The sequence below is a fragment of the Streptomyces sp. Y2F8-2 genome, assembly GCF_014905555.1.
Lineage (GTDB): Bacteria > Actinomycetota > Actinomycetes > Streptomycetales > Streptomycetaceae > Streptomyces > Streptomyces cynarae.
This window is the reverse complement of record NZ_BNGS01000001.1, coordinates 901,858-919,937: the sequence shown is the minus strand read 5'-3', so window position 1 is coordinate 919,937 and position 18,080 is coordinate 901,858. Positions and strand designations below refer to the sequence as shown.

General features: G+C 71.9%; 25 protein-coding genes. 7 read left to right on the top strand and 18 right to left on the bottom strand.

Annotated elements, in window-relative coordinates; genetic code table 11:
• Positions 1 to 2: 2 nt before the first annotated feature.
• Positions 3 to 467 (bottom strand): hypothetical protein, encoded by a 465-nt coding sequence (locus SY2F82_RS04145; protein ID WP_236041110.1) that lies wholly within the window; start codon positions 465 to 467, stop codon positions 3 to 5.
• 151 nt (positions 468 to 618) lie between these two features.
• Between SY2F82_RS04145 and SY2F82_RS04140 the strand changes: the two genes are divergently transcribed.
• Positions 619 to 1,263: a GNAT family N-acetyltransferase gene (locus tag SY2F82_RS04140; protein WP_200417522.1), complete on the top strand. Its 645-nt coding sequence runs from the start codon at positions 619 to 621 to the stop codon at positions 1,261 to 1,263.
• Here SY2F82_RS04140 and SY2F82_RS04135 read toward each other — a convergent pair.
• The 3 genes from SY2F82_RS04135 to SY2F82_RS38655 all read right to left on the bottom strand — a co-directional run bounded on the left by SY2F82_RS04135 (position 1,167) and on the right by SY2F82_RS38655 (position 1,925).
• Complete coding sequence (locus tag SY2F82_RS04135; protein WP_200417521.1) at positions 1,167 to 1,379, bottom strand: DUF397 domain-containing protein; 213 nt, start codon at positions 1,377 to 1,379, stop codon at positions 1,167 to 1,169. The two genes, SY2F82_RS04140 and SY2F82_RS04135, sit on opposite strands and share 97 nt — an antisense overlap.
• Positions 1,376 to 1,666, bottom strand: coding sequence for a Scr1 family TA system antitoxin-like transcriptional regulator (locus tag SY2F82_RS38660; protein ID WP_236041108.1), 291 nt, complete (start codon positions 1,664 to 1,666; stop codon positions 1,376 to 1,378). The genes SY2F82_RS04135 and SY2F82_RS38660 overlap by 4 nt, the downstream gene beginning before the upstream one ends.
• Before the next feature lie 121 nt (positions 1,667 to 1,787).
• Positions 1,788 to 1,925 (bottom strand): hypothetical protein, encoded by a 138-nt coding sequence (locus SY2F82_RS38655; protein WP_236041106.1) that lies wholly within the window; start codon positions 1,923 to 1,925, stop codon positions 1,788 to 1,790.
• Positions 1,926 to 2,093: 168 nt separating this feature from the next.
• Here SY2F82_RS38655 and SY2F82_RS04125 point away from each other — a divergent pair, with 168 nt between their 5' ends.
• The 3 genes from SY2F82_RS04125 to SY2F82_RS04115 all read left to right on the top strand — a co-directional run bounded on the left by SY2F82_RS04125 (position 2,094) and on the right by SY2F82_RS04115 (position 4,882).
• Positions 2,094 to 2,462, top strand: coding sequence for an ATP-binding protein (locus SY2F82_RS04125; RefSeq protein ID WP_200417520.1), 369 nt, complete (start codon positions 2,094 to 2,096; stop codon positions 2,460 to 2,462).
• A gap of 26 nt (positions 2,463 to 2,488) precedes the next feature.
• The gene (locus SY2F82_RS04120; RefSeq protein ID WP_200417519.1) at positions 2,489 to 3,070 is read left to right on the top strand and encodes an alpha/beta hydrolase; all 582 of its coding nucleotides are present in this window, start codon (positions 2,489 to 2,491) and stop codon (positions 3,068 to 3,070) included.
• A gap of 534 nt (positions 3,071 to 3,604) precedes the next feature.
• Complete coding sequence (locus tag SY2F82_RS04115; RefSeq protein ID WP_200417518.1) at positions 3,605 to 4,882, top strand: vanadium-dependent haloperoxidase; 1,278 nt, start codon at positions 3,605 to 3,607, stop codon at positions 4,880 to 4,882.
• A 77-nt stretch (positions 4,883 to 4,959) separates the two neighbouring features.
• Here the strand turns inward: SY2F82_RS04115 and SY2F82_RS04110 are convergent, their stop codons facing one another.
• Together SY2F82_RS04110 and SY2F82_RS04105 are read right to left on the bottom strand one after the other, a co-directional pair.
• Positions 4,960 to 5,760 (bottom strand): sugar phosphate isomerase/epimerase, encoded by an 801-nt coding sequence (locus tag SY2F82_RS04110; protein ID WP_200417517.1) that lies wholly within the window; start codon positions 5,758 to 5,760, stop codon positions 4,960 to 4,962.
• A 323-nt stretch (positions 5,761 to 6,083) separates the two neighbouring features.
• Positions 6,084 to 7,124, bottom strand: coding sequence for a LacI family DNA-binding transcriptional regulator (locus tag SY2F82_RS04105; RefSeq protein WP_200417516.1), 1,041 nt, complete (start codon positions 7,122 to 7,124; stop codon positions 6,084 to 6,086).
• A gap of 359 nt (positions 7,125 to 7,483) precedes the next feature.
• On the opposite strand from SY2F82_RS04105, the gene SY2F82_RS04100 reads away from it, so the two are divergent.
• From SY2F82_RS04100 to SY2F82_RS04090, 3 genes are read left to right on the top strand one after another with little or no spacing between them, the layout of a single operon-like run.
• Positions 7,484 to 8,635: a Gfo/Idh/MocA family protein gene (locus SY2F82_RS04100; protein WP_200417515.1), complete on the top strand. Its 1,152-nt coding sequence runs from the start codon at positions 7,484 to 7,486 to the stop codon at positions 8,633 to 8,635.
• Positions 8,632 to 9,783: a dihydrodipicolinate synthase family protein gene (locus SY2F82_RS04095; protein ID WP_200417514.1), complete on the top strand. Its 1,152-nt coding sequence runs from the start codon at positions 8,632 to 8,634 to the stop codon at positions 9,781 to 9,783. The genes SY2F82_RS04100 and SY2F82_RS04095 overlap by 4 nt, the downstream gene beginning before the upstream one ends.
• 32 nt (positions 9,784 to 9,815) lie before the next feature.
• The gene (locus SY2F82_RS04090) at positions 9,816 to 10,616 is read left to right on the top strand and encodes a sugar phosphate isomerase/epimerase (RefSeq protein WP_200417799.1); all 801 of its coding nucleotides are present in this window, start codon (positions 9,816 to 9,818) and stop codon (positions 10,614 to 10,616) included.
• 47 nt (positions 10,617 to 10,663) lie between these two features.
• Here SY2F82_RS04090 and SY2F82_RS04085 read toward each other — a convergent pair whose 3' ends face one another.
• The 12 genes from SY2F82_RS04085 to SY2F82_RS04030 form a co-directional block, all read right to left on the bottom strand.
• Positions 10,664 to 11,068 (bottom strand): gas vesicle protein K, encoded by a 405-nt coding sequence (locus tag SY2F82_RS04085; RefSeq protein ID WP_200417513.1) that lies wholly within the window; start codon positions 11,066 to 11,068, stop codon positions 10,664 to 10,666.
• Entirely contained in the window at positions 11,052 to 11,318 is a 267-nt protein-coding gene (locus SY2F82_RS04080) for a gas vesicle protein (RefSeq protein WP_200417512.1), read from the bottom strand. The genes SY2F82_RS04085 and SY2F82_RS04080 overlap by 17 nt, the downstream gene beginning before the upstream one ends.
• Positions 11,315 to 12,127: a GvpL/GvpF family gas vesicle protein gene (locus SY2F82_RS04075; protein ID WP_200417511.1), complete on the bottom strand. Its 813-nt coding sequence runs from the start codon at positions 12,125 to 12,127 to the stop codon at positions 11,315 to 11,317. Before SY2F82_RS04075 ends, SY2F82_RS04080 begins: the two co-directional genes overlap by 4 nt.
• 5 nt (positions 12,128 to 12,132) lie before the next feature.
• Positions 12,133 to 12,720, bottom strand: coding sequence for a gas vesicle protein (gene gvpJ / locus SY2F82_RS39785; RefSeq protein WP_200417510.1), 588 nt, complete (start codon positions 12,718 to 12,720; stop codon positions 12,133 to 12,135).
• Between the two features lie 82 nt (positions 12,721 to 12,802).
• The gene (locus SY2F82_RS04065) at positions 12,803 to 13,927 is read right to left on the bottom strand and encodes an SRPBCC family protein (protein ID WP_200417509.1); all 1,125 of its coding nucleotides are present in this window, start codon (positions 13,925 to 13,927) and stop codon (positions 12,803 to 12,805) included.
• Positions 13,920 to 14,405 carry a hypothetical protein gene (locus SY2F82_RS04060; RefSeq protein ID WP_200417508.1) on the bottom strand — a complete coding sequence of 162 codons (486 nt, stop codon included), beginning with the start codon at positions 14,403 to 14,405 and terminating at the stop codon, positions 13,920 to 13,922. Before SY2F82_RS04060 ends, SY2F82_RS04065 begins: the two co-directional genes overlap by 8 nt.
• 25 nt (positions 14,406 to 14,430) lie before the next feature.
• The gene (locus SY2F82_RS04055; protein WP_200417507.1) at positions 14,431 to 14,694 is read right to left on the bottom strand and encodes a gas vesicle protein GvpG; all 264 of its coding nucleotides are present in this window, start codon (positions 14,692 to 14,694) and stop codon (positions 14,431 to 14,433) included.
• A 55-nt stretch (positions 14,695 to 14,749) separates the two neighbouring features.
• Positions 14,750 to 15,472 carry a GvpL/GvpF family gas vesicle protein gene (locus SY2F82_RS04050; RefSeq protein WP_236041104.1) on the bottom strand — a complete coding sequence of 241 codons (723 nt, stop codon included), beginning with the start codon at positions 15,470 to 15,472 and terminating at the stop codon, positions 14,750 to 14,752.
• Positions 15,469 to 15,900 carry a gas vesicle structural protein GvpA gene (locus SY2F82_RS04045; protein ID WP_200417797.1) on the bottom strand — a complete coding sequence of 144 codons (432 nt, stop codon included), beginning with the start codon at positions 15,898 to 15,900 and terminating at the stop codon, positions 15,469 to 15,471. The genes SY2F82_RS04050 and SY2F82_RS04045 overlap by 4 nt, the downstream gene beginning before the upstream one ends.
• A 47-nt stretch (positions 15,901 to 15,947) precedes the next feature.
• Positions 15,948 to 16,274, bottom strand: a complete 327-nt coding sequence (locus SY2F82_RS04040) for a gas vesicle protein (protein WP_200417796.1) — start codon at positions 16,272 to 16,274, stop codon at positions 15,948 to 15,950.
• A 324-nt stretch (positions 16,275 to 16,598) separates the two neighbouring features.
• Positions 16,599 to 16,988: a D-ribose pyranase gene (gene rbsD / locus SY2F82_RS04035; RefSeq protein ID WP_200417506.1), complete on the bottom strand. Its 390-nt coding sequence runs from the start codon at positions 16,986 to 16,988 to the stop codon at positions 16,599 to 16,601.
• Positions 16,985 to 17,980: a ribokinase gene (locus SY2F82_RS04030; RefSeq protein ID WP_200417505.1), complete on the bottom strand. Its 996-nt coding sequence runs from the start codon at positions 17,978 to 17,980 to the stop codon at positions 16,985 to 16,987. Before SY2F82_RS04030 ends, rbsD begins: the two co-directional genes overlap by 4 nt.
• Between the last annotated feature and the right edge of the window lie 100 nt (positions 17,981 to 18,080).

Below are 18,080 nucleotides of genomic sequence, written 5' to 3'. Positions count from 1 at the left end.
GCCTACTCCTGAACGGCGGGCGGCTCTCCGGTACCACCCGCGACTCCCGCCGCTGCGTCCGGTACGGGCGGGCCACCCTCGGCCGGAGTCCGCGTGCGGAAGTCCTCGAGAAACGCGTCGACGAGCCGTTCTTGCTGCTCCGCCGAGGCGTGGCCGAGCTCGATCGTGCGGCCGTCGATGTCGACCTTGACCGTGCGCACGGGCCGGTTCTGCATCCAGGTCTCCACCAGCCGCAACACGGGCCGGAGGACGGCGGGTGCGAGACTGACGGCGAGAGCGCCGACCGCGATGACCTCGCCGGGCTTGGCGCCCTCGGGCGCGACTTCACCGGAGCGTCCCAGCCGTACGTCATCCACGTCCAGTTCGAGCAGCCGTCGTCTCAACTGCGTGGTGAGCTCGTCGAGTTCCTCCTGGTCCACGTCGACCTCACCGGACACCACCAGATGCACAGTACTGGCTGCCGCCATGTCGTCCCCCTGTTCAACAGCGGCCTCCAGTGTATGGGCGAACGCCCCGGCCGAACGGGCCGGTTGGGGCCACGCGCCTACGGGTCGGGTCGGGGAGCCACAAGCAGCGAATCCGCTCGACTGCATCCAGCGGGTGGGCGAGACTCCGTCCGTGACATTCATCTTGAACGGGCCCGTCCTGGAGGGTGCGCTCGTGCGCCTGGAACCGCTGGAGCACCGGCACGCGGCCGACCTGGCCGTGGCGGCGGAAGAGGACCGGGACACGTACGCGTTCACGTGGGTTCCGGGGGCGGACGAGGTCGGGGCCTACATCGACGCCCAACTCGGCCGCGCGGCGGCGGGTCGGCTCGCCCCGTACGCGCAGATCTCCCTCGCGACGGGGCGGGCGGTCGGTGCCACGGCGTTCTGGGACCCGCGTTCCTGGCGCGCGGACGACCGCCTCGACGCCATCGAGGTCGGTTTCACCTGGCTGGCCCGCTCCGCGCAGGGCACGGGGGTCAACGCGGAGTCCAAACTCCTGCTGTTCCGCCACGCGTTCGAGGAGTGGGGCGTGTCCCGCGTCGACCTGAAGACCGACGCCCGCAACAACCGCTCCCGCGCGGCGATCCAGAGCGTCGGCGCCCGCTTCGAGGGCGTCCTGCGCAACTGGTCCCGCTCCTGGGCACCGGGCGAGGAGGACCGGCTCCGGGACTCCGCGATCTACTCGATCACGGCGGAGGAGTGGCCCGAGTGCCGGTCGCTGCTGGAGGCGAAGGTGAGGAAGCGGGTCCAGGCGGCCGGGGAGACGGTGAGGTAAGGGAGTTGCGGGGTCTTGGAGTCGCGGATGTGTATGGAGTCGGTAGAGGCGACCTCCAGACAATCACCGCCGCTGGAGTCGCTGTAGCTGCTCTTGAACCACGCCAGGTCGGTCATAGCTCACCTGCCAACTGCTCGATCAGGACGGCGGTTTCCTCCGGTCGGAGCGCCTGACTCCTGATCATCGCATAGCGGCGGGCCAGCACCCCGACGTCTTCCGGCTTGGAGACCAGAGTGCTGTGCCCGTTGCCTTCCATGTACCCGAGCGTGGTCTGCTCAGGGGTCTCGCTCAGTTTCATGGGTCCTTGCAGGCCCGCATGCCCACCCTGCTTCAACGGCATGACCTGCACCACCACGTTGGGGCGCTTCGCGCAGGCGAGCAGGTACTGGTATTGCGCACGCATGACGTCCGGGCCGCCGATCTCCAGCCGTAGCGCGGAGCAACCAGCCCCCCGGCATCCAACGCCTTCTCCGCCGCCGCGATGAACTCGTCCGTCGCCGGTTTCGCGCCGGTCTCCACCGCGCTCACCGCCGCCCCCCCGAGTACGCCATCAGGTTGCCCAGGTCGTTCTGCGACAACCCGGCCTGCACCCGCAGCGTCCGCAGCACCTCCGCGAAGTACTGCGCGGCGGGCGACGCCGAGTTCTTCCTGAGCTGCCCCATCGCAGCCACCCCCTCTACATGGCTCCACACGACTCAACGCGCGCACCGCACCGGTTGCCGTGCGCGACCGTCGACGCTCCGTCCCTGGTGGCGGCGACTTCCATGGCCGACAGTATCTCCATGAGTACAGAAAGTGATGGCGTATCTCCACAACTCCGCACCTGGAGGATGAGGTTCGCGCCGACCCCGCGCAACGTTGTCGAGGCCCGCCGCGGCGCCCGCTGCCTGCTGCGCTCCTGGGCGGTGTCGGCCGACGCGCGGGACGTGGTCGAACTCGTCGTCTCCGAGCCGGCGACGAACGCGATCCGCCACGGCCGCGTCCCCGGGCGCCACTTCGCGGTGGCGATGACGTACGACGGCGAGAAGACCGTGGACGTGGAGGTGTCCGACGCCTCCCCGCGCAGGCCGGTCCTGTCGGCCCCGGATCCGGAGGCGACCTCGGGCCGGGGCCTGCTGCTGGTGGCCGCGCTGGCGGAGACGTGGGAGGTCAGGGAACGGTGCGTGGGGAAGACGGTGTGGGCCCGCGTCGTCGTCTGACCGCAGCGTGTTCATAGCATCGGCCCATGAGCGCCTACCTCATCCTCCACGGCTGGCAGAACCATCGCCCGAAGGACCACTGGCAGCACTGGCTCGCCGACCGGCTCGCCGAACTCGGCCACCACGTCACCTATCCGCAGTTGCCCGACCCCGACGACCCGGATCTGGAGGTGTGGCTCGCGGAGCTGGCCCGCCACCTCGGCGACCTGCCCGACGGGGCCGAACGCGTCGTCGTCGCCCACAGCCTGTCCAGCGTGCTGTGGCTGCACGCGGTCGCGCGCGGGGTGAAGGGCCTGGAGGTGGACCGGGTGCTGCTCGTGGCCCCGCCGTCCGCCTCCGTCCTCGCCCGGTACCCGGAGGTCGCCGCCTTCGTACCGCCGCAGCTCGACGGTCTGGCGCCGCCCGCGCCCACCCTTCTCGTCGCGGGCGACGACGACCCGTACTGCCCGGAGGGCGCGAAGACGGTCTTCGGGGATCCCCTCGGCGTCCCGGTCGAGATCGTCCCCGGCGCCGCCCACCTCGACCTGGACGCCGGCTACGGCTCCTGGCCCGCCGTACTGGAGTGGTGCCTGGACGGGGCCGTACGGTTCACGGCGCGTCCGGCGTAGTCCGGTCGCGCAGCTCCGGGGTGCCCGCGCCACCCACACCACCGTGAGCAGGCAGAACCGGCCACGGACAAGAGGGCTCCGCACCGGGCCAGGGGAACGGGACCACGAGAACGGGCCGGACGGGAGCACGGTGTTTCCGGAGCCGGCAGGGACCGGTTCCCGGGGACGGCTCGCCAAGGGCGTATCGACCACCCGAGTGGCCGCGTACGGATTGCGGCGCCGATCGGGTGTCAGCAGGCTGTAGCTGGCCAGCGACCCGCTGACCGAAGAGGAGATCAGGTTGGACCAGGCGCGCCCGGTCCGCCCGCCGGAAAAGTCGTCCGGGTGACGCCCCTGCCCGTCATGGGCCGATACGCCGGTTGTCCGGTCGCGGTCCTCCAGTGAACCCGCCCGTCCTTCTTCGCAGCATGCGCTGCGGGCTGCCCGACCGATCCGTCGTGTCCGCTGCCCCTGTGGTCCGCGGTGGACCACGTGGGCGACGTGTATGACCCCCCGGTTGCCGCAGCCCCCTCCAGCGACAAGGAGTCACACCACATGGGTGGAATACGGAAGACACTCGCCGTGCTGACCGGGACTGCGCTGGCAGCCGGACTCACCAGTCCTGCCTTCGGATCCACGGCCACTCACGCGCAGCCCCTGCGCACAGCTGCCTCAGCCTCCGGGACGCCGGTCGTCGAGTGGAACCGCGAACTGATCACCATCCTGAGCGATCCGAAGGCTCAACCGTCCACCGTCCACCCCACGCGCAGCTTCGCGATCCTCCAGGCCGCCGAGTACGACGCGGTGGTCTCGATCACCCGGACCGGCCCCGCCTACGTGTCCTCGGTGTCGGCTCCGCGAGGCGCCCGTGCGGATGCGGCAGCGGACCAGGCGGCCCACGATGTGCTGGTCGCCCTCTATCCGGCCAAGCGCACAGGCCTGGACCAGCGGCTGAAAAGCCGGCTGTCCGCGATCCCCGACGGCGCCGGCAAGCAGGCAGGCACGCGCGTGGGAGCCGAGGTCGCCCGCCGGCTGATCAGCCTGCGGTCCCATGACGGGTCCTCGGTCAAACCGCCGCTGTTCAGGCCCGGCAGCAAAGCCGGTGACTACCGGTCCACACCTCCCGATTTCCCCGCACCGGTGTTCACCAACTGGGGCTCGGTCAAGCCGTTCATGCTGGCCACCGGAAGCCAGTTCCGCCCGCCGGCACCCCCGGCCGTGAGCAGCGCCGCGTACGCCACCGCCTTGAACGAGGTCAAGGCTCTGGGGAGCAAGACGAGTCGCACCCGCACCCCCGACCAGACCGCGGCCGCGAAGTTCTGGGCGGCGGCGCCGGTATGGAACGTCTGGAACCAGGTCGCGCAGAACCTCGTCACCTCGCAGAACGCGAGCCTGGAGAAGGCTGTGAAGGTCTTCGCCCGGCTCGACCTGGCCCTCGCCGACACCGCGATCGCCATGTACGACGCGAAGTACGCCTACCGTGTCTGGCGCCCCGTGACCGCCATCCGGCTCGGCGGCACGCACTACAACCCGCGCATCACCGGTGATCCCGCCTGGACCCCCCTGCTGCCGACCGCCCCGGATCCGTCCTACCCCGGTGCTCACGGTGCGCTCAGCCAGGCAGCGGCGACGACGCTCGCCGGACTCTACGGTGCGCACCACCCTCTCGCGGTGACGTCGAAGGGCGTCACCCGCACCTTCCGCGGCTTCCAGGACGCCGCCACCGAAGCGTGGCTCAGCCGGATCTGGTCGGGTCAGCACACCTCCCTCGACAACAGCGCGGGCCGACAACTCGGCACGCAGGTGGCCGACTTCGTGGCACGCCGCCTCTGACCGGCCGCATCCGCGCGCAGTCGGCGCGCCGCACGGCGAGTGAGCCGAGGGCGGTTCTCCCCGCCGCCCTCGGCCCCTTACGCCGACTCGTTCAGCAACCGCCCCAGGTGCTCCCGTCCCGCCCCCAGCAGCTCCGGCAGTGGTGTCGCCGACTCGTACCAGCGCTTCTCGTACTCCCAGCACAGCCAGCCGTCCCAGCCGTGGCGGGAGAGGACCTCCACGCACTCGGCGAGCGGGAGGACGCCGGAGCCGAGCGGCAGCGGTGTCTTGTCCTCGGCGGACGCGATGTCCTTGACCTGGACGTAGCCGAGGTAGGGGGACAGCGCCGCGTACGTCTCCTGCGGCTGCTCGCCGCCCAGCCAGGTGTGCATCACGTCCCACAGCGCGCCCGCGTTCCGGTGGCCGACCGCGCCGAGGACACGCAGGGCGTCCGCGCCGGTGGGGTGCGAGTCGTGCGTCTCCAGCAGGATCCGTACTCCGGCGTCGGCGGCGTACTCGGCGGCGGTGCCCAGGCGCCGGGCGGCCGTCGCGTCGGCCTCCTCCGGGCTCTGCTCGGTGCCGCCACCGGGGAAGACGCGGACGAAGGGGGCGCCCACGTCGCGGGCCAGGTCGAGGAGGTCGCGGATCTCCGCCAGGACCGGCGCGTCGTCACCCGGCGCGGCCACACGCGCGTACCCCGCGAGCCCCAGGACCTCGACACCGGCCGCCTTGAACGCGGCGGCCGCGTCGGCCCGTTCGGCGGGGCCGATGCCCGGGTGCACGGGTTCGTCGGGATGCGCGCGCAGCTCGACACCGTGGTAGCCGTGGGTGGCCGCGAGGTGGACCACGTCGGGTATGGGCAGGCCTGGGACACCGAGGGTGGAGAACGCGAGCTTCATGCAAACGGACCCTACTCGGCAGGTGCGGGCAGCGCCCGTCGGCGACACTCGGGCGCGCCGGGCCGGATCGCCACCGTCACGGGCATGGGCCCTTACGGGCATTCCTCCGCCACGCCGACGGAAGGGCGGATCGGCGACGAGGACGCCGACATACCGGTGTCGCTGGGCTCCTCCGTAAGAGGGCGCCCTCCTCGCCCGGCCCTGTCCAGGCCCCGACGGGAAACCTTCCCCGGCGGGGCTTGCTTCGTCGAAGCCGTACATGCCGGGCATCGCACCACGTCCGGTGATCAGTCTCAGCGCCAGCCACGGGACCGGCCACGGCCCTACGCCCGCGGCGCCCCCGTCGACCCCCGCACCATCAACTCGCCCCGGACCGTCGCGATCCCGCCCGGCGGCGGCTCCTCGCGTCCCATCGCGATACGGCCCGCGCGGGCCCCCGCCTCCGAGAGCGGGAGGCGGACCGTGGTCAGGGCCGGTACCGCGTCGATCGCGAACGGGAGGTCGTCGAAGCCCGCCACCGACACGTCGTCGGGGATGCGCAGCCCGGAGTCGCGCAGCGCCGCGCAGGCGCCCAGCGCCACCGTGTCGTTCGCGGCCACGATCGCCGTGAGCGAGGGGTCCCGGCGCAGCAGTTCCAGCGTCGCCTCGTAACCGGCCCGGCGGTCGTAGCGGCCGTGCACGGTCAGGCGCGGGTCGTCCTCGATCCCGGCCGCGGCCAGTGCCGCCCGGTGACCCTCAAGTCGGTGCCGCGTCGTCGTGCGCTCCTCCGGGCCGGCGATATAGCCGAGCCGCCGGTGCCCGAGCCCGATCAGGTGCTCGGTGAGCTGCCGGCCGCCGCCGCGGTTGTCGAAGGTGAGGGCGACCGCCTCGGGCGCCGGCGGCCGGCCGCACAGCACCACCCGGGTCCCCGCCGCCGCGAGCTTGCGCAGCTTCGCGCCCACGGCCTCCACATGCGCGCTGACCTCCACCGCGCCACCGGTGAGCACCACGGCCGCCGCCCGCTGCCGCTGGAGCAGCGTCAGATAGGTCAGCTCCCGCTCCGGCGAGCCGACCGTGTTGCACACCACGGCGAGCCGTTCGCCGCCGGCCCGTCCGCCCGGGCCCCCGATCTCCGACTGGATCGCGCTCGCCATGATCCCGAAGAAGGGGTCGGCGATGTCGTTGACCAGGATGCCGACCAGGTCGGAGGTGGCCGCCGCCAGCGAGCTCGCCGGGCCGTTGAGGACGTAGTCCAGCTCGTCCACCGCGCGCAGCACCCGCTCCCGGGTCGACGCCGCCACGGGATAGTTCCCGTTCAGCACGCGCGACACGGTGGCGGGCGACACCTGCGCGCGCGCCGCCACGTCCGCCAGGGTCACCGTCATCGTCGTCGTCCTCCGGTCGCGTGTTTCGTCGTACCCGTCGTGCTCGGCGGTGTCCGTCGTGTCCGTCCACCGACATCCGCCGAGATCCATCTACAGCTCTACAGACACCCGTGTACAGGCCCGCGGTTCACCGTGTTCGACGGACCGACCAACTTCACGCTCCCGGACCGGCCGACTTCACGGCCCCGTGTCCGTCGTGTCACATCCTGTGACGCTGTATGCGGACACGTGCATCTCGTCGGCCCCGCGGTCTTGTCCGAGCCACCGCACAGAGGCTAGCGTCTTCCTGTATAGAAAGCGCTTGCTGTCACGCTCGCCCCAGAGCGTACGGGGCGCCGGACGCGTACGAAGGGATCGACGTGACACGCAAGACGGTGCGTATCGCCATGAACGGCGTGACGGGGCGCATGGGCTACCGCCAGCACCTCGTCCGTTCCATCCTGGCCCTCCGCGAGGAGGGCGGCCTCGACCTGGGCGACGGCGCCGTGCTGTGGCCCGAGCCGGTCCTCGTCGGCCGCCGTGAGCACGCCCTGAAGGCGCTCGCCGAGCGGCACGGCCTGGAGCACTGGTCGACGGACGTGGACGCGGTCCTCGCCGACCCGACCGTCGACATCTACTTCGACGCGCAGGTCACCTCCGCCCGCGAGGAGTCGATCAAGAAGGCGATCGCGGCGGGCAAGCACATCTACACCGAGAAGCCGACGGCCACCGGCCTGGAGGGCGCCCTGGAACTGGCCCGCCTCGCCCATGAGAAGGGCGTCAGGCACGGCGTCGTCCAGGACAAGCTCTTCCTGCCCGGCCTGCTGAAGCTCAAGCGGCTCATCGACGGCGGCTTCTTCGGCCGCATCCTTTCGGTGCGCGGCGAGTTCGGCTACTGGGTGTTCGAGGGCGACTGGCAGCCCGCCCAGCGGCCCTCCTGGAACTACCGTGCCGAGGACGGCGGTGGCATCGTTGTCGACATGTTCCCGCACTGGGAGTACGTGCTGCACGAGCTGTTCGGCCGCGTGAAGTCCGTACAGGCCCTGGCGACCACCCACATCCCGCAGCGCTGGGACGAGAACGGCAAGCCCTACGACGCCACCGCCGACGACGCCGCCTACGGCGTCTTCGAGCTGGAGGGCGGTGCGATCGCCCAGATCAACTCCTCCTGGGCGGTGCGCGTCAACCGCGACGAGCTGGTGGAGTTCCAGGTGGACGGAACCGAGGGCTCGGCGGTCGCCGGACTGCGCAAGTGCCGCGTGCAGCACCGCTCGGCGACCCCGAAGCCCGTGTGGAACCCGGACGTCCCCGCCACCGAGGTCTTCCGCGACCAGTGGCAGGAAGTGCCCGACAACGGCGAGTTCGACAACGGCTTCAAGGCCCAGTGGGAGCTGTTCCTCAAGCACGTCTACGCCGACGCCCCCTACCACTGGGACCTGCTGGCCGGCGCCCGCGGCGTCCAGCTCGCCGAACTCGGGCTGAAGTCCTCGGCCGAGGGCCGCCGTATCGACGTACCGGAGATCTCCCTGTGACCATCCACCTCCCCGATGCGAGCGGGCGGCTCAGGGCGTACGAGCCGCGCCGCGAGCCCCTCGCCCTCACCTCCGGCACGCCGTTCACCTCCCGTACGGTCTTCTCGGCGGCGCACGTCGTCGCGGACCCGTACGCGGACGTCTCCCCCGACTCGCCCGCCGCGGTCGACTGGGACGCCACGCTCGCCTTCCGCCGCCATCTGTGGTCGCACGGGCTCGGCGTCGCGGAAGCCATGGACACCGCGCAGCGCGGGATGGGCCTGGACTGGGCGGGCGCGGCCGAGCTGATCCGCCGGTCCGCCGCGGAGGCGAAGGCGGTCGGCGGGCGGATCGCCTGCGGGGTCGGCACCGACCAGCTCGCCGCCGGCTCCCTGGAGGAGATCCGCAAGGCGTACGAGGAGCAGCTCGCCGTGGTGGAGGAGGCGGGCGCGCAGGCGATCCTCATGGCGTCCCGCGCCCTGGCCGCCACGGCGAAGGGTCCCGAGGACTACCTGGAGATCTACGGCCACCTGCTGCGCCAGGCCGCCGAACCCGTCGTCCTGCACTGGCTCGGCCCGATGTTCGACCCGGCGCTGGAGGGCTACTGGGGCTCGAACGACCTGGACGCCGCCACGGACGTGTTCCTCGAGGTCATCGCCGCCCACCCGGACACGGTGGACGGCGTCAAGATCTCCCTGCTCGACGCCCAGCGCGAGATCGACCTGCGCCGCCGCCTCCCGCAGGGCGTGCGCTGCTACACCGGCGACGACTTCAACTACCCGGAGCTGATCGCCGGCGACGCGCAGGGCTTCAGCCACGCCCTGCTCGGCATCTTCGACCCGCTCGGCCCACTGGCCGCCGAGGCGGTACGGGTCCTGGACACCGGTGACGTGAAGGGTTTCCGGGAACTCCTCGACCCGACCGTGGAGCTGTCCCGCCACCTGTTCCAGGCGCCCACCCGCTTCTACAAGACGGGCGTGGTCTTCCTGGCCTGGCTCGCGGGCCACCAGGAGCACTTCACCATGGTCGGCGGCCTGCAGTCGGCGCGCTCGCTGCCGCACTTCGCGAAGGCGTACGAACTGGCCGACGGCCTCGGTCTGTTCCCCGACCCGGAGCTGGCCGAGACGCGGATGAAGACGCTGCTGTCCCTGTACGGAGTGGCCCAGTGAGCACGGCACCGGAGCGGTTCTCCATCAACCAGATGACGGTGAAGCAGCTGTCCATGCCCGAACTGGTCGATGCCTGCCAGGAGTCGGGCGTACGGGGCGTGGGCCTGTGGCGGGAGCCCGTGCAGTCCCACGGCCTGGAGGCGACGGCGAAGCTGGTCCGCGACGCCGGGCTGACGGTGACGACCCTGTGCCGGGGCGGCTTCTTCACCGCGATCGACCCCGACGAGCGGGCGCGCGCCCTCGACGACAACCGCCGGGCGGTCGACGAGGCGGCCGCGCTGGGCACGGACACGCTGGTCCTGGTCTCGGGCGGGCTGCCGGCCGGCTCCAAGGACCTGCGCGGGGCGCGCGAGCGGATCGCGGACGCGCTCGCGGAACTGGGCCCGTACGCGGCCGAGCGCGGCGTGCGGCTGGCCATCGAGCCGCTCCACCCGATGTACGCCTCGGACCGCTGTGTGGTCTCGACCCTGGCCCAGGCGCTCGACCTGGCCGAACGCTTCCCGGCGGAGCAGGTGGGCGTCACGGTGGACACGTACCACATCTGGTGGGACGACACGGCCCCCGAGCAGATCGCCCGCGCGGGCGCCGGTGGCCGGATCCACACCTTCCAGCTCGCCGACTGGACCACCCCGCTGCCGGAGGGCGTCCTCAACGGCCGCGGGCAGATCGGCGACGGCGCGGTCGACATGCGCGAGTGGAAGGGATACGTGGAGGCCGCGGGCTATACCGGTCCCATCGAGGTCGAGCTGTTCAACGACGGCCTATGGGCGCGGGACGGCCGGGAGGTCCTCGCGGAGACGGTCGAGCGGTTCGTGGAGCACGTGATCCGGTGACGCCCCGGGTGGGCCGGGCCCGCGCGGCCCGGCCCGCTCACAGGCCCTCAGGGCGGAAGCAGCGAGCCCAGCGGGCCCAGGTCGATGTTGAGGTCGGCCATGGTGAGGCCGTACTGGTCGCACAGCTCGGCCATCCGGTCGTGCAGGAGCATCAGGGTCATTCCGAGCCGTTCCTCCTGCTCCTCGCTGAGGTCGCCCTCGTCGACGCGGTGCAGGGCCTGCCGCTCCATCAGCTGGCGCAGCAACTCGACGATGGTGAGGACCAGTTTGACGAGATCCCGCTCCACCGTCTCCGGGTCGGCGTGCAGACGGCGCGCGACGCCCTCGCCTCGCCCGGCGGACGGCGGGGGGATCTCGTCCGGGCGGGCGGGCAGCAGTGAGAACGCCCGGGTCGCGGCCTCGGCCACCTCGCGCAGCCGGTCCGCGCGCGGGTCGTCAGCCGGGCCCGTCACCGTGGCTCCCGTGGACCGGAAGCGCGGAGTGTCCCGGGGGCAGGAACGTCGCCCACTCCGCGTCCAGCTCCTCGCGGATCGCGACGATCACCGCGCGCAGCGAGATCCGCACCAGGTCGACGTCGGCGATGGACAGCACAAGATCGCCGGTGAGCACCACACCGCCGCTGAGCAGCCGGTCCAGCAGGTCGATCAACGCCACCTGCGGCTGAGCGACCGGACGGTCGTCGTACGGGCCGTAGTCGCTCACCGCTGCCCGGCCCCTTCCTGCGCGTCGGGCGCGAGCGGCGCGGTGAACGAGTACGGCGCCCACGGCCCGGTGACGTCGACGCGGACCCCGGGCAGGCCGTCGGCGGCGTGCAGCATCCGGTCGCGGAACTCCCCGGACAGCCGGCGCGGGACCAGATAGGCGTCGTTGGCGATGTTCTCGCCCGGCACCTGCGCGAGGCCCCCCTGCTGCGGCCGGTGCCGGGTGCGCTCCACCGCCAGGCCCCTGGCCTCCACCTCGGTCCGCCGCACGGCCTCCTCGGCGAGCCGCCAGGCGTCCTCGCGCGCCTGCCGCTGGTGCCGACGGCTGCGCAGATACGCCCGCCCCGGGTTCTCCTCGCCCGCCGGGGCGCCGGTGGGCGCCTGGGCGGGCGGGGGCTCCGGCGGCGCCTCGACGTAGACCTTCACGCCCCACTCCACATGCGAGGCGAGCCGGTCGAGGAGTGCGGCGAACTCCGCCTCCCGCCCGGCCAGCATCTCCCGTACCCGGCTCTCGTCCAGGTAGACGGTGGCCAGCCGCAGCGGAAGGACCGTGGTGTGCCCGGCCAGGGTCTCGATCACGAAGTGGTGCGCCCAGGCCGTCGCCTCCAGCCACCGCAGGTCCTCGAGACCGGCCCTCAGGGCCGCCTCCGAGAACTCGGCCGCGGGCACCGCGCTGACCGCGGCCGCCACCCGGCCGTGGCGGACCAGGGTGACGGGGGCGTCCGCCACGCCCCGGACGGGCGCGAGCACCGTCTCGTCCAGGGCCGACGCACCCAGCACGGCATACGCGTAGCACAGCTGCTCGTCCACCGCCCTCAGCTCCGGTCCTCGTCCTCATCGGCCCTGCGCCGGGTGCGCCGTGGCTCGGTGCGCGGCTCTCGTTCGGCGTCGCGGTCCCGGCGTGGCTCTCGTTCGGCGTCGCGGTCCCGGCGTGGCTCTCGTTCGGCGTCGCGGTCCCGGCGTGGCTCTCGTTCGGCGTCGCGGTCCCGGCGTGGCTCTCGTTCGGCGTCGCGGTCCTCCCGCGGCCGGCTGCGGCGGGCGGACCTGCCCTCGGACAGCTCGGGCGGTGGGGGCGACGTGAGCTGTTTGCGCAGCTCCTCCACTTCGGCCCGCAGCTGCTCGTTCTGTTCCCGGAGGCTGTGCCGACCGTCGGCGCGGGAGGACAGCGCCGGGTCGTGCTCCCACCAGTCGATGCCGATCTCCCGGGCCTTGTCCACGGAGGCGACCAGGAGCCGGAGCTTGATGGTGAGCAACTCGATGTCGAGCAGGTTGATCTTGATGTCGCCGACGATCACGATGCCCTTGTCGAGCACGCGTTCAAGGATGTCGGCCAGATTCGCGCCGGAGGACCCCTGACTGTAGGGGGTCAGGGGCCGCGACGCGGGGACGGCGGGATCGGACACGGCACACTCGACCTCGTTTCCCTGAGCACCCGGCGCCGGCGGCGACGAAGGCCGGCGAGCTCGCGCACCTCAGCGCCCGCGACTATCCGCGGCGCCGACGCCCTTCGGGTGCCTCCCTCTCGTCGTAGCGGTCGTCGGGTTGCTCGTCCTCGTCCTCCTCCCACTCGTCGTCTTCCTCGGAGGACTCGGGCTCCTCTTCGTCCTCGTCCTCTTCGTCCTCGTCCCGGCGTCCCCGGCGTCCCTCTTCTCTGTCCGCCTCTTCTTCTTCCTCTTCCTCGTCCCGGCGGCGCTCCTCGGGCTCCTCTTCCCGCTCCTCGGGCTCCTCTTCCCGCTCCCCGCGGCCCTCCTTCTCAGCCTCTTCCTCTTCCTCGCGCTCGACCTCCTCCGAGCTGCGGACCACCTCCCCGTCGCGGATCTCGCCGCGCCAGGCGCCGGTGGCCTCACCGCGGCTCATGACGAACGAGCGGTAGAGCTTGAGATCGAGCCGCACCCGCCGCCCCTGGGCGCGCCACAGGCTGCCCGTCTTCTCGAACAGACCCTTGGGGTAGTACTGCATGACGAGCAGCACCTTGGTGAGGTTGTCGCCGAGCGGGTGGAAGGTGACGACGCCCTTGTTCGTGCCCTTGGGGCCCTCGCTGGTCCAGGCGATGCGCTCATCGGGCACCTGCTCGGTCACGATGCCCCGCCATTGACGACGTGACTTGGCGATCTTCGCCTGCCAGTGGGTGTTGGTCTCGTCGTCCTGCCGGACGTTCTCGACACCCTTGGCGAACTTTTCGAAGTCCGGGAACTGCGTCCACTGGTTGTAGGCCTCGCGGACGGGCACGCCCACGTCGACGTCCTCGATGATGGTCAGTCCCCGCTGCGGTCCGCCGGGCTTGTTCTTCTTGCCGCCTACGCCCGCCGCCTCCTTGGCCTTGCCGAGCAGCGTGTCCTTCGCCTGGGACAGAATCCCGCCCGCCCCCGCCCCCGCGCCGTCCCCGCCGAGGAGCCTCTTGCCGCCCTTGAGAGCGAGTTTGCCCAGCATGCCGGGACCGACGTGCGTCTCCGCCAGCCGGCGCGCCCCCTCACCCAGCCGCTCGCCCATGCCCTCGAGCATCACCTGGAGCCGGGCCTGCAGGTAGTTCTCGAACTCTTCCTTCAGCCGGTCCGCGCCCGGGGTTCCCTGCACCTGATCGCGAACCTTGTTGAGGGTGCCCTCAACCATCGTCCGGCCTCCTCGGTCGTGCGGACCCGCTCTTCGCCTTCTTCCCGCGCCCCTCGCTCCGGCGACCCGGCTCTTCCCCTGCTCCGCTCCGACGCTCTCTCCGGCGGCCCTCGTCCCGGTCCCCCTCCTCGTCGGCGCCCTCCTCGTCGCGGGCTTCCTCGTGCCGACCGCGCCCGCCTTCGCCGTGCGTCCTCTCCTTCAGCCCCTCGGTGCGTTCGTGCAGGGCGTCGGCCAGGCTCTCGGCCTTCGCCGACAGCACGGTGGTGGCCGCGGCCTTGCCCGCGCTCGCCAGCTCACCGCGCACCTGCTTGCTGACGTTGCCGAGGACGGGGGAGTCCTGGAGCAGCTTGCCGACCTGCCCGGGCCTCATCCGCGACCCGGCCATCGCCGCCCCCAGGCTCAGGGCGAGCTTGCCCTTCTTCGTCCGGCCGAGCAGATAGCCGCCGAGAACAGCCGCGCCGATCTTGGCGTTGTTCATGGTTCCTTCTTTCTTTCGCCGACCGTCACGGCCCGCCCTGCGCCTTCCGCAGGTGGTAGGCCCTGATCTCCTCCAAGCGGTGCAGCAGCGCCTCCTCGCGCTGCGCGAACTCCTCCTCGGCGATGCGGCCCTCGGTCCGCGCCTGCTCCAGGTTCACCAGCTCCTCCTGGATGGGGGCCGGGTCGTAGTACTCCTGCTCCGCGGTCTTGACGACCTTGTCGAGCACCCAGCCGATGCCCTTGACCGGGGCGAACGGCAGCCCCAGGATCCCGGTGACCAGTCCTCCCACAGCGCCTCCTCCTCATGCCGTCCGGGCCGGTCGGTGGGCCGGTCGGGCAGGGCGGTCAGGCGAAGCTGTACGGCGGCAGCGGCCCCCGTACCCGCACCTCGATGCCCTCTCCGATGCGCTCGGCCAGCTCCTGCCCGGCCCGTGTGAACTCCTCCGCCCGGTCGCCCTCCACCAGGAAGGACGCGTTCACGAAGTACTGCTTGGACGGCGGGGACACCTTCTCGGCCAGTGCGAGCGGCCGCAGCGCGGCGAGGACCAGCTCGGCCTGCGCGTCCTGGCGGCTCTGCACCTCCTGCGCGATGAGCTGACCGAGCGCCAGGCGATCGTCGTAGCTGCCGCCCTCGCGGGTCCGCGCGCTCAGCGCCCGGGCCTGCTCGGACTCCTCGAGGATGGTCCGCAGCAGGGCGTCCTCTTCCTGCACGCCCTTGACGTTGAACTCGGCCCGCCCGCTGAGCTCGTCCAGACGCCGGGAGAACTCCTCGCCCCGCGACTCGAGCACGGCGCGTACGGCGTCCTCGTTCTCCGCGACGTATCCGAAGCCGAGCGGCAGGATGCTGCCGCCGGCCCACAGACGTCCCTGGACCTCGTTGTGCGCCTCCAGGTCCCGGCGCGCGACCGACAGGTCCTGGGGGGCGTCACTGACGACGGCGCACAGCGAGCCGCTGCGGACGGTCCGCAACTCGGCGGGGGCCTCGCCCACGCCCTTGACCCCGTCCAGATCCAGCGGATGCGAGTCCTTGGTGATCGCGTACACGTACAGCGACATCGGCTCGCTCACTCCTCCCGGTCCTTCGAGGAGCGGTGGCTCGACGAGCCGCGTTCGCTGTGCTCGGGCTCCCTCTCGCGCTCCTTGCTCCCCTTCTGGAGCGATTCGGTGAACGCCTCCACCGCGCCGGTCAGCGCGCCCTTGGCCTTGCCCTGGGCACCACCCTCGGTGATGCTCTGGGTGATGTCCGTCAGCGTCGCGGGGGCCTTGCGGCCGGACTCCAGGTCCAGCCGGTTGCAGGCCTCGGCGAAGCGCAGATACGTGTCGACGCTGGCGACGACCACGCGGGCGTCCACCTTCAGAATCTCGATTCCAATGAGGGACAACCGTACGAATGCGTCGATGACGAGGCCCCGGTCGAGAACCAGTTCCAGTACGTCGTAGAGGTTGCCGGAGCCTCCGCCGCCCCCGCCGGCAGGCAGACCACCGCCCTGCGGCATTACAGTCACAATCTTCTGTCCCTTCGGGCGAAGGGCGTCAGCCGCTGTCAGCGGCCCTCTTTGTCGACCTGCGCGCGGGTGTAGCGGCGTACCTGTTCGTAGCCCATCAGATTGCCCGCGGGGTCCAGAACGACCCGGTAGCTGGCCATCACACTGCTCGTGTCCGGAACGCGCTCCAGCTCCAGGACCTCGACGAGGGCTTCCCAGCCCTGGTCCGTCGGCCTCAGCGCCGAAACGGACTGAGGAGCCCGCCCGAGCAGCTCGGTCAGCTGTTCGGCCGCGCTCCGCATGGCCCGGGGAGCGCTCACTCGCTGAGGAGCGGACGCCTCCCTCGACGAGGAGTCTGCCTTGTCCGGCTCACGGTCGTTCGTGATCCATCACCTTCTTGCTCCACTTCCATCATCGACCCTGTCCACATCCCGTGCCAGTTCTTGCGCCGCCCGCACCGGACCCCGCGGAAAATTCCCCGGCGAAAGATGCAACCCTTGCCGCCTTCTGCGTGTCGTAAGGGGAGTCAGGACTCCCCGGGGGGATCTGGGGGGATCACGGGGGTTCTGGCTGGGTGGGGGGAAACCGAGGGGCCCGGGCAGTGACCGGGCCCCTCGAAGTATCTCGGGCGGAGCGGCCGGTTCAGCAGATCGCCCGGTTCGGCAGATCGCCCGGTTCGGCAGATCGCCTGGTTGAGCAGAGCGGCCGGTTCAGAAGAAGACGCCGCAGCGCAGGAGTACGTTCGCGTACGGGCGGGCCTCACCGGTGCGGACCACCAGGTGGGCATCGGCCGCAAGCCGCTTCAGCTTCTCGTGCGGGACCAGCTCGAGGTCCGGGAAGCGGGCCTCCAGCAGCGTCGTGGCCTGCGGGTTGGCGTCCCGCACCTCGTGCGCGGCCGTGGCGCCCTCCACCACCAGCTCCTGGAGCAGACCGTCCAGGACCTCCGCGAAGGACGGCACCCCGGCGCGGAACGCCAGGTCCACGACCCGGGGGCCCGCCGGGATCGGCATGCCGGCGTCGCATATCAGGACCCCGTGCCCGTGCCCCAACTCGGCCAGCGCGCCCGCGAGGTGACGGTTCAGGATTCCGGCCTTCTTCACAGGGACTCACCTCGCGCGGACGCTCCTCGCGCGGGCTCTCCCGGCTCGCCTTGCCGGCCGGGCGTCCGGGGGTTGCCCCCCAGACCGGCACCGCACAGGGCTTCGACCTCCTCGGCGGTGGGGTAGGACTCCTGAGCGCCGGGGCGCGTCACCGCCGCCGCCCCCACCCGCGCCGCGTACGCCGCCGCCTCGGGCAGCGCCGCGCCCGTGCCCAGCCGCCAGGCCAGCGCCGCCGTGAAAGCGTCGCCCGCGCCCGTCGTGTCGACGGCGTCCACCTTCACCGAGGGGACACGGGTCATCGAACCGTCGGCCGCCACCAGAGCGCCCTCCGCGCCCAGCGTCACCACCACCGAGCGGGGGCCGAGCGCCAGCAGCGCCCGTGCCCAGTCCTCGGGCGCCCCGCCCAGCTCGTCGCCCGCGATGACCCGTGCCTCGTGCTCGTTCACGATCAGCGGGTCACAGGCCGCCAGCACCTCGGCGGGCAGTGGCCTCGGCGGCGACGGGTTCAGCACGAACCGGGTGCCGGACGGCAGGTTCCGTACGACCTCCTCCACCGTCTCCAGCGGGATCTCCAGCTGCGCCGACACCACCTGGGAGGCGTGCAGCAGGCTCTGTGCGGCCCGTACGTCCTCGGGGGCGAGCCGCCCGTTGGCGCCCGGGGAGACCACGATGCTGTTGTCCCCCGACGGGTCCACCGTGATCAGCGCGACCCCCGTGGGCGCCCCGCCGACCAGGACCCCCACCGTGTCGACGCCCGCCGCGCGCTGCGCGTCCAGCAGCAGCCGGCCGTGCGCGTCGTCGCCGACCCGGGCCAGCAGCGCCGTACGGGCACCGAGGCGGGCGGCGGCCACCGCCTGGTTCGCGCCCTTGCCGCCCGGGTGGACGGCCAGGTCGGAGCCGAGCACGGTCTCCCCGGCCGCGGGCCGCCGCTCGACCCCGATCACCAGGTCGGCGTTGGCCGATCCCACGACCAGCAGGTCGTAGTCGTACATGAACTGTCTCCCAACGGATCCCAGCGGATCCCCGTGCATCCGACAAAGCGGTGAATCCGGCCCCACGGCGGCGGACCGCGCGTGCTGCGCGGCCCGCCGC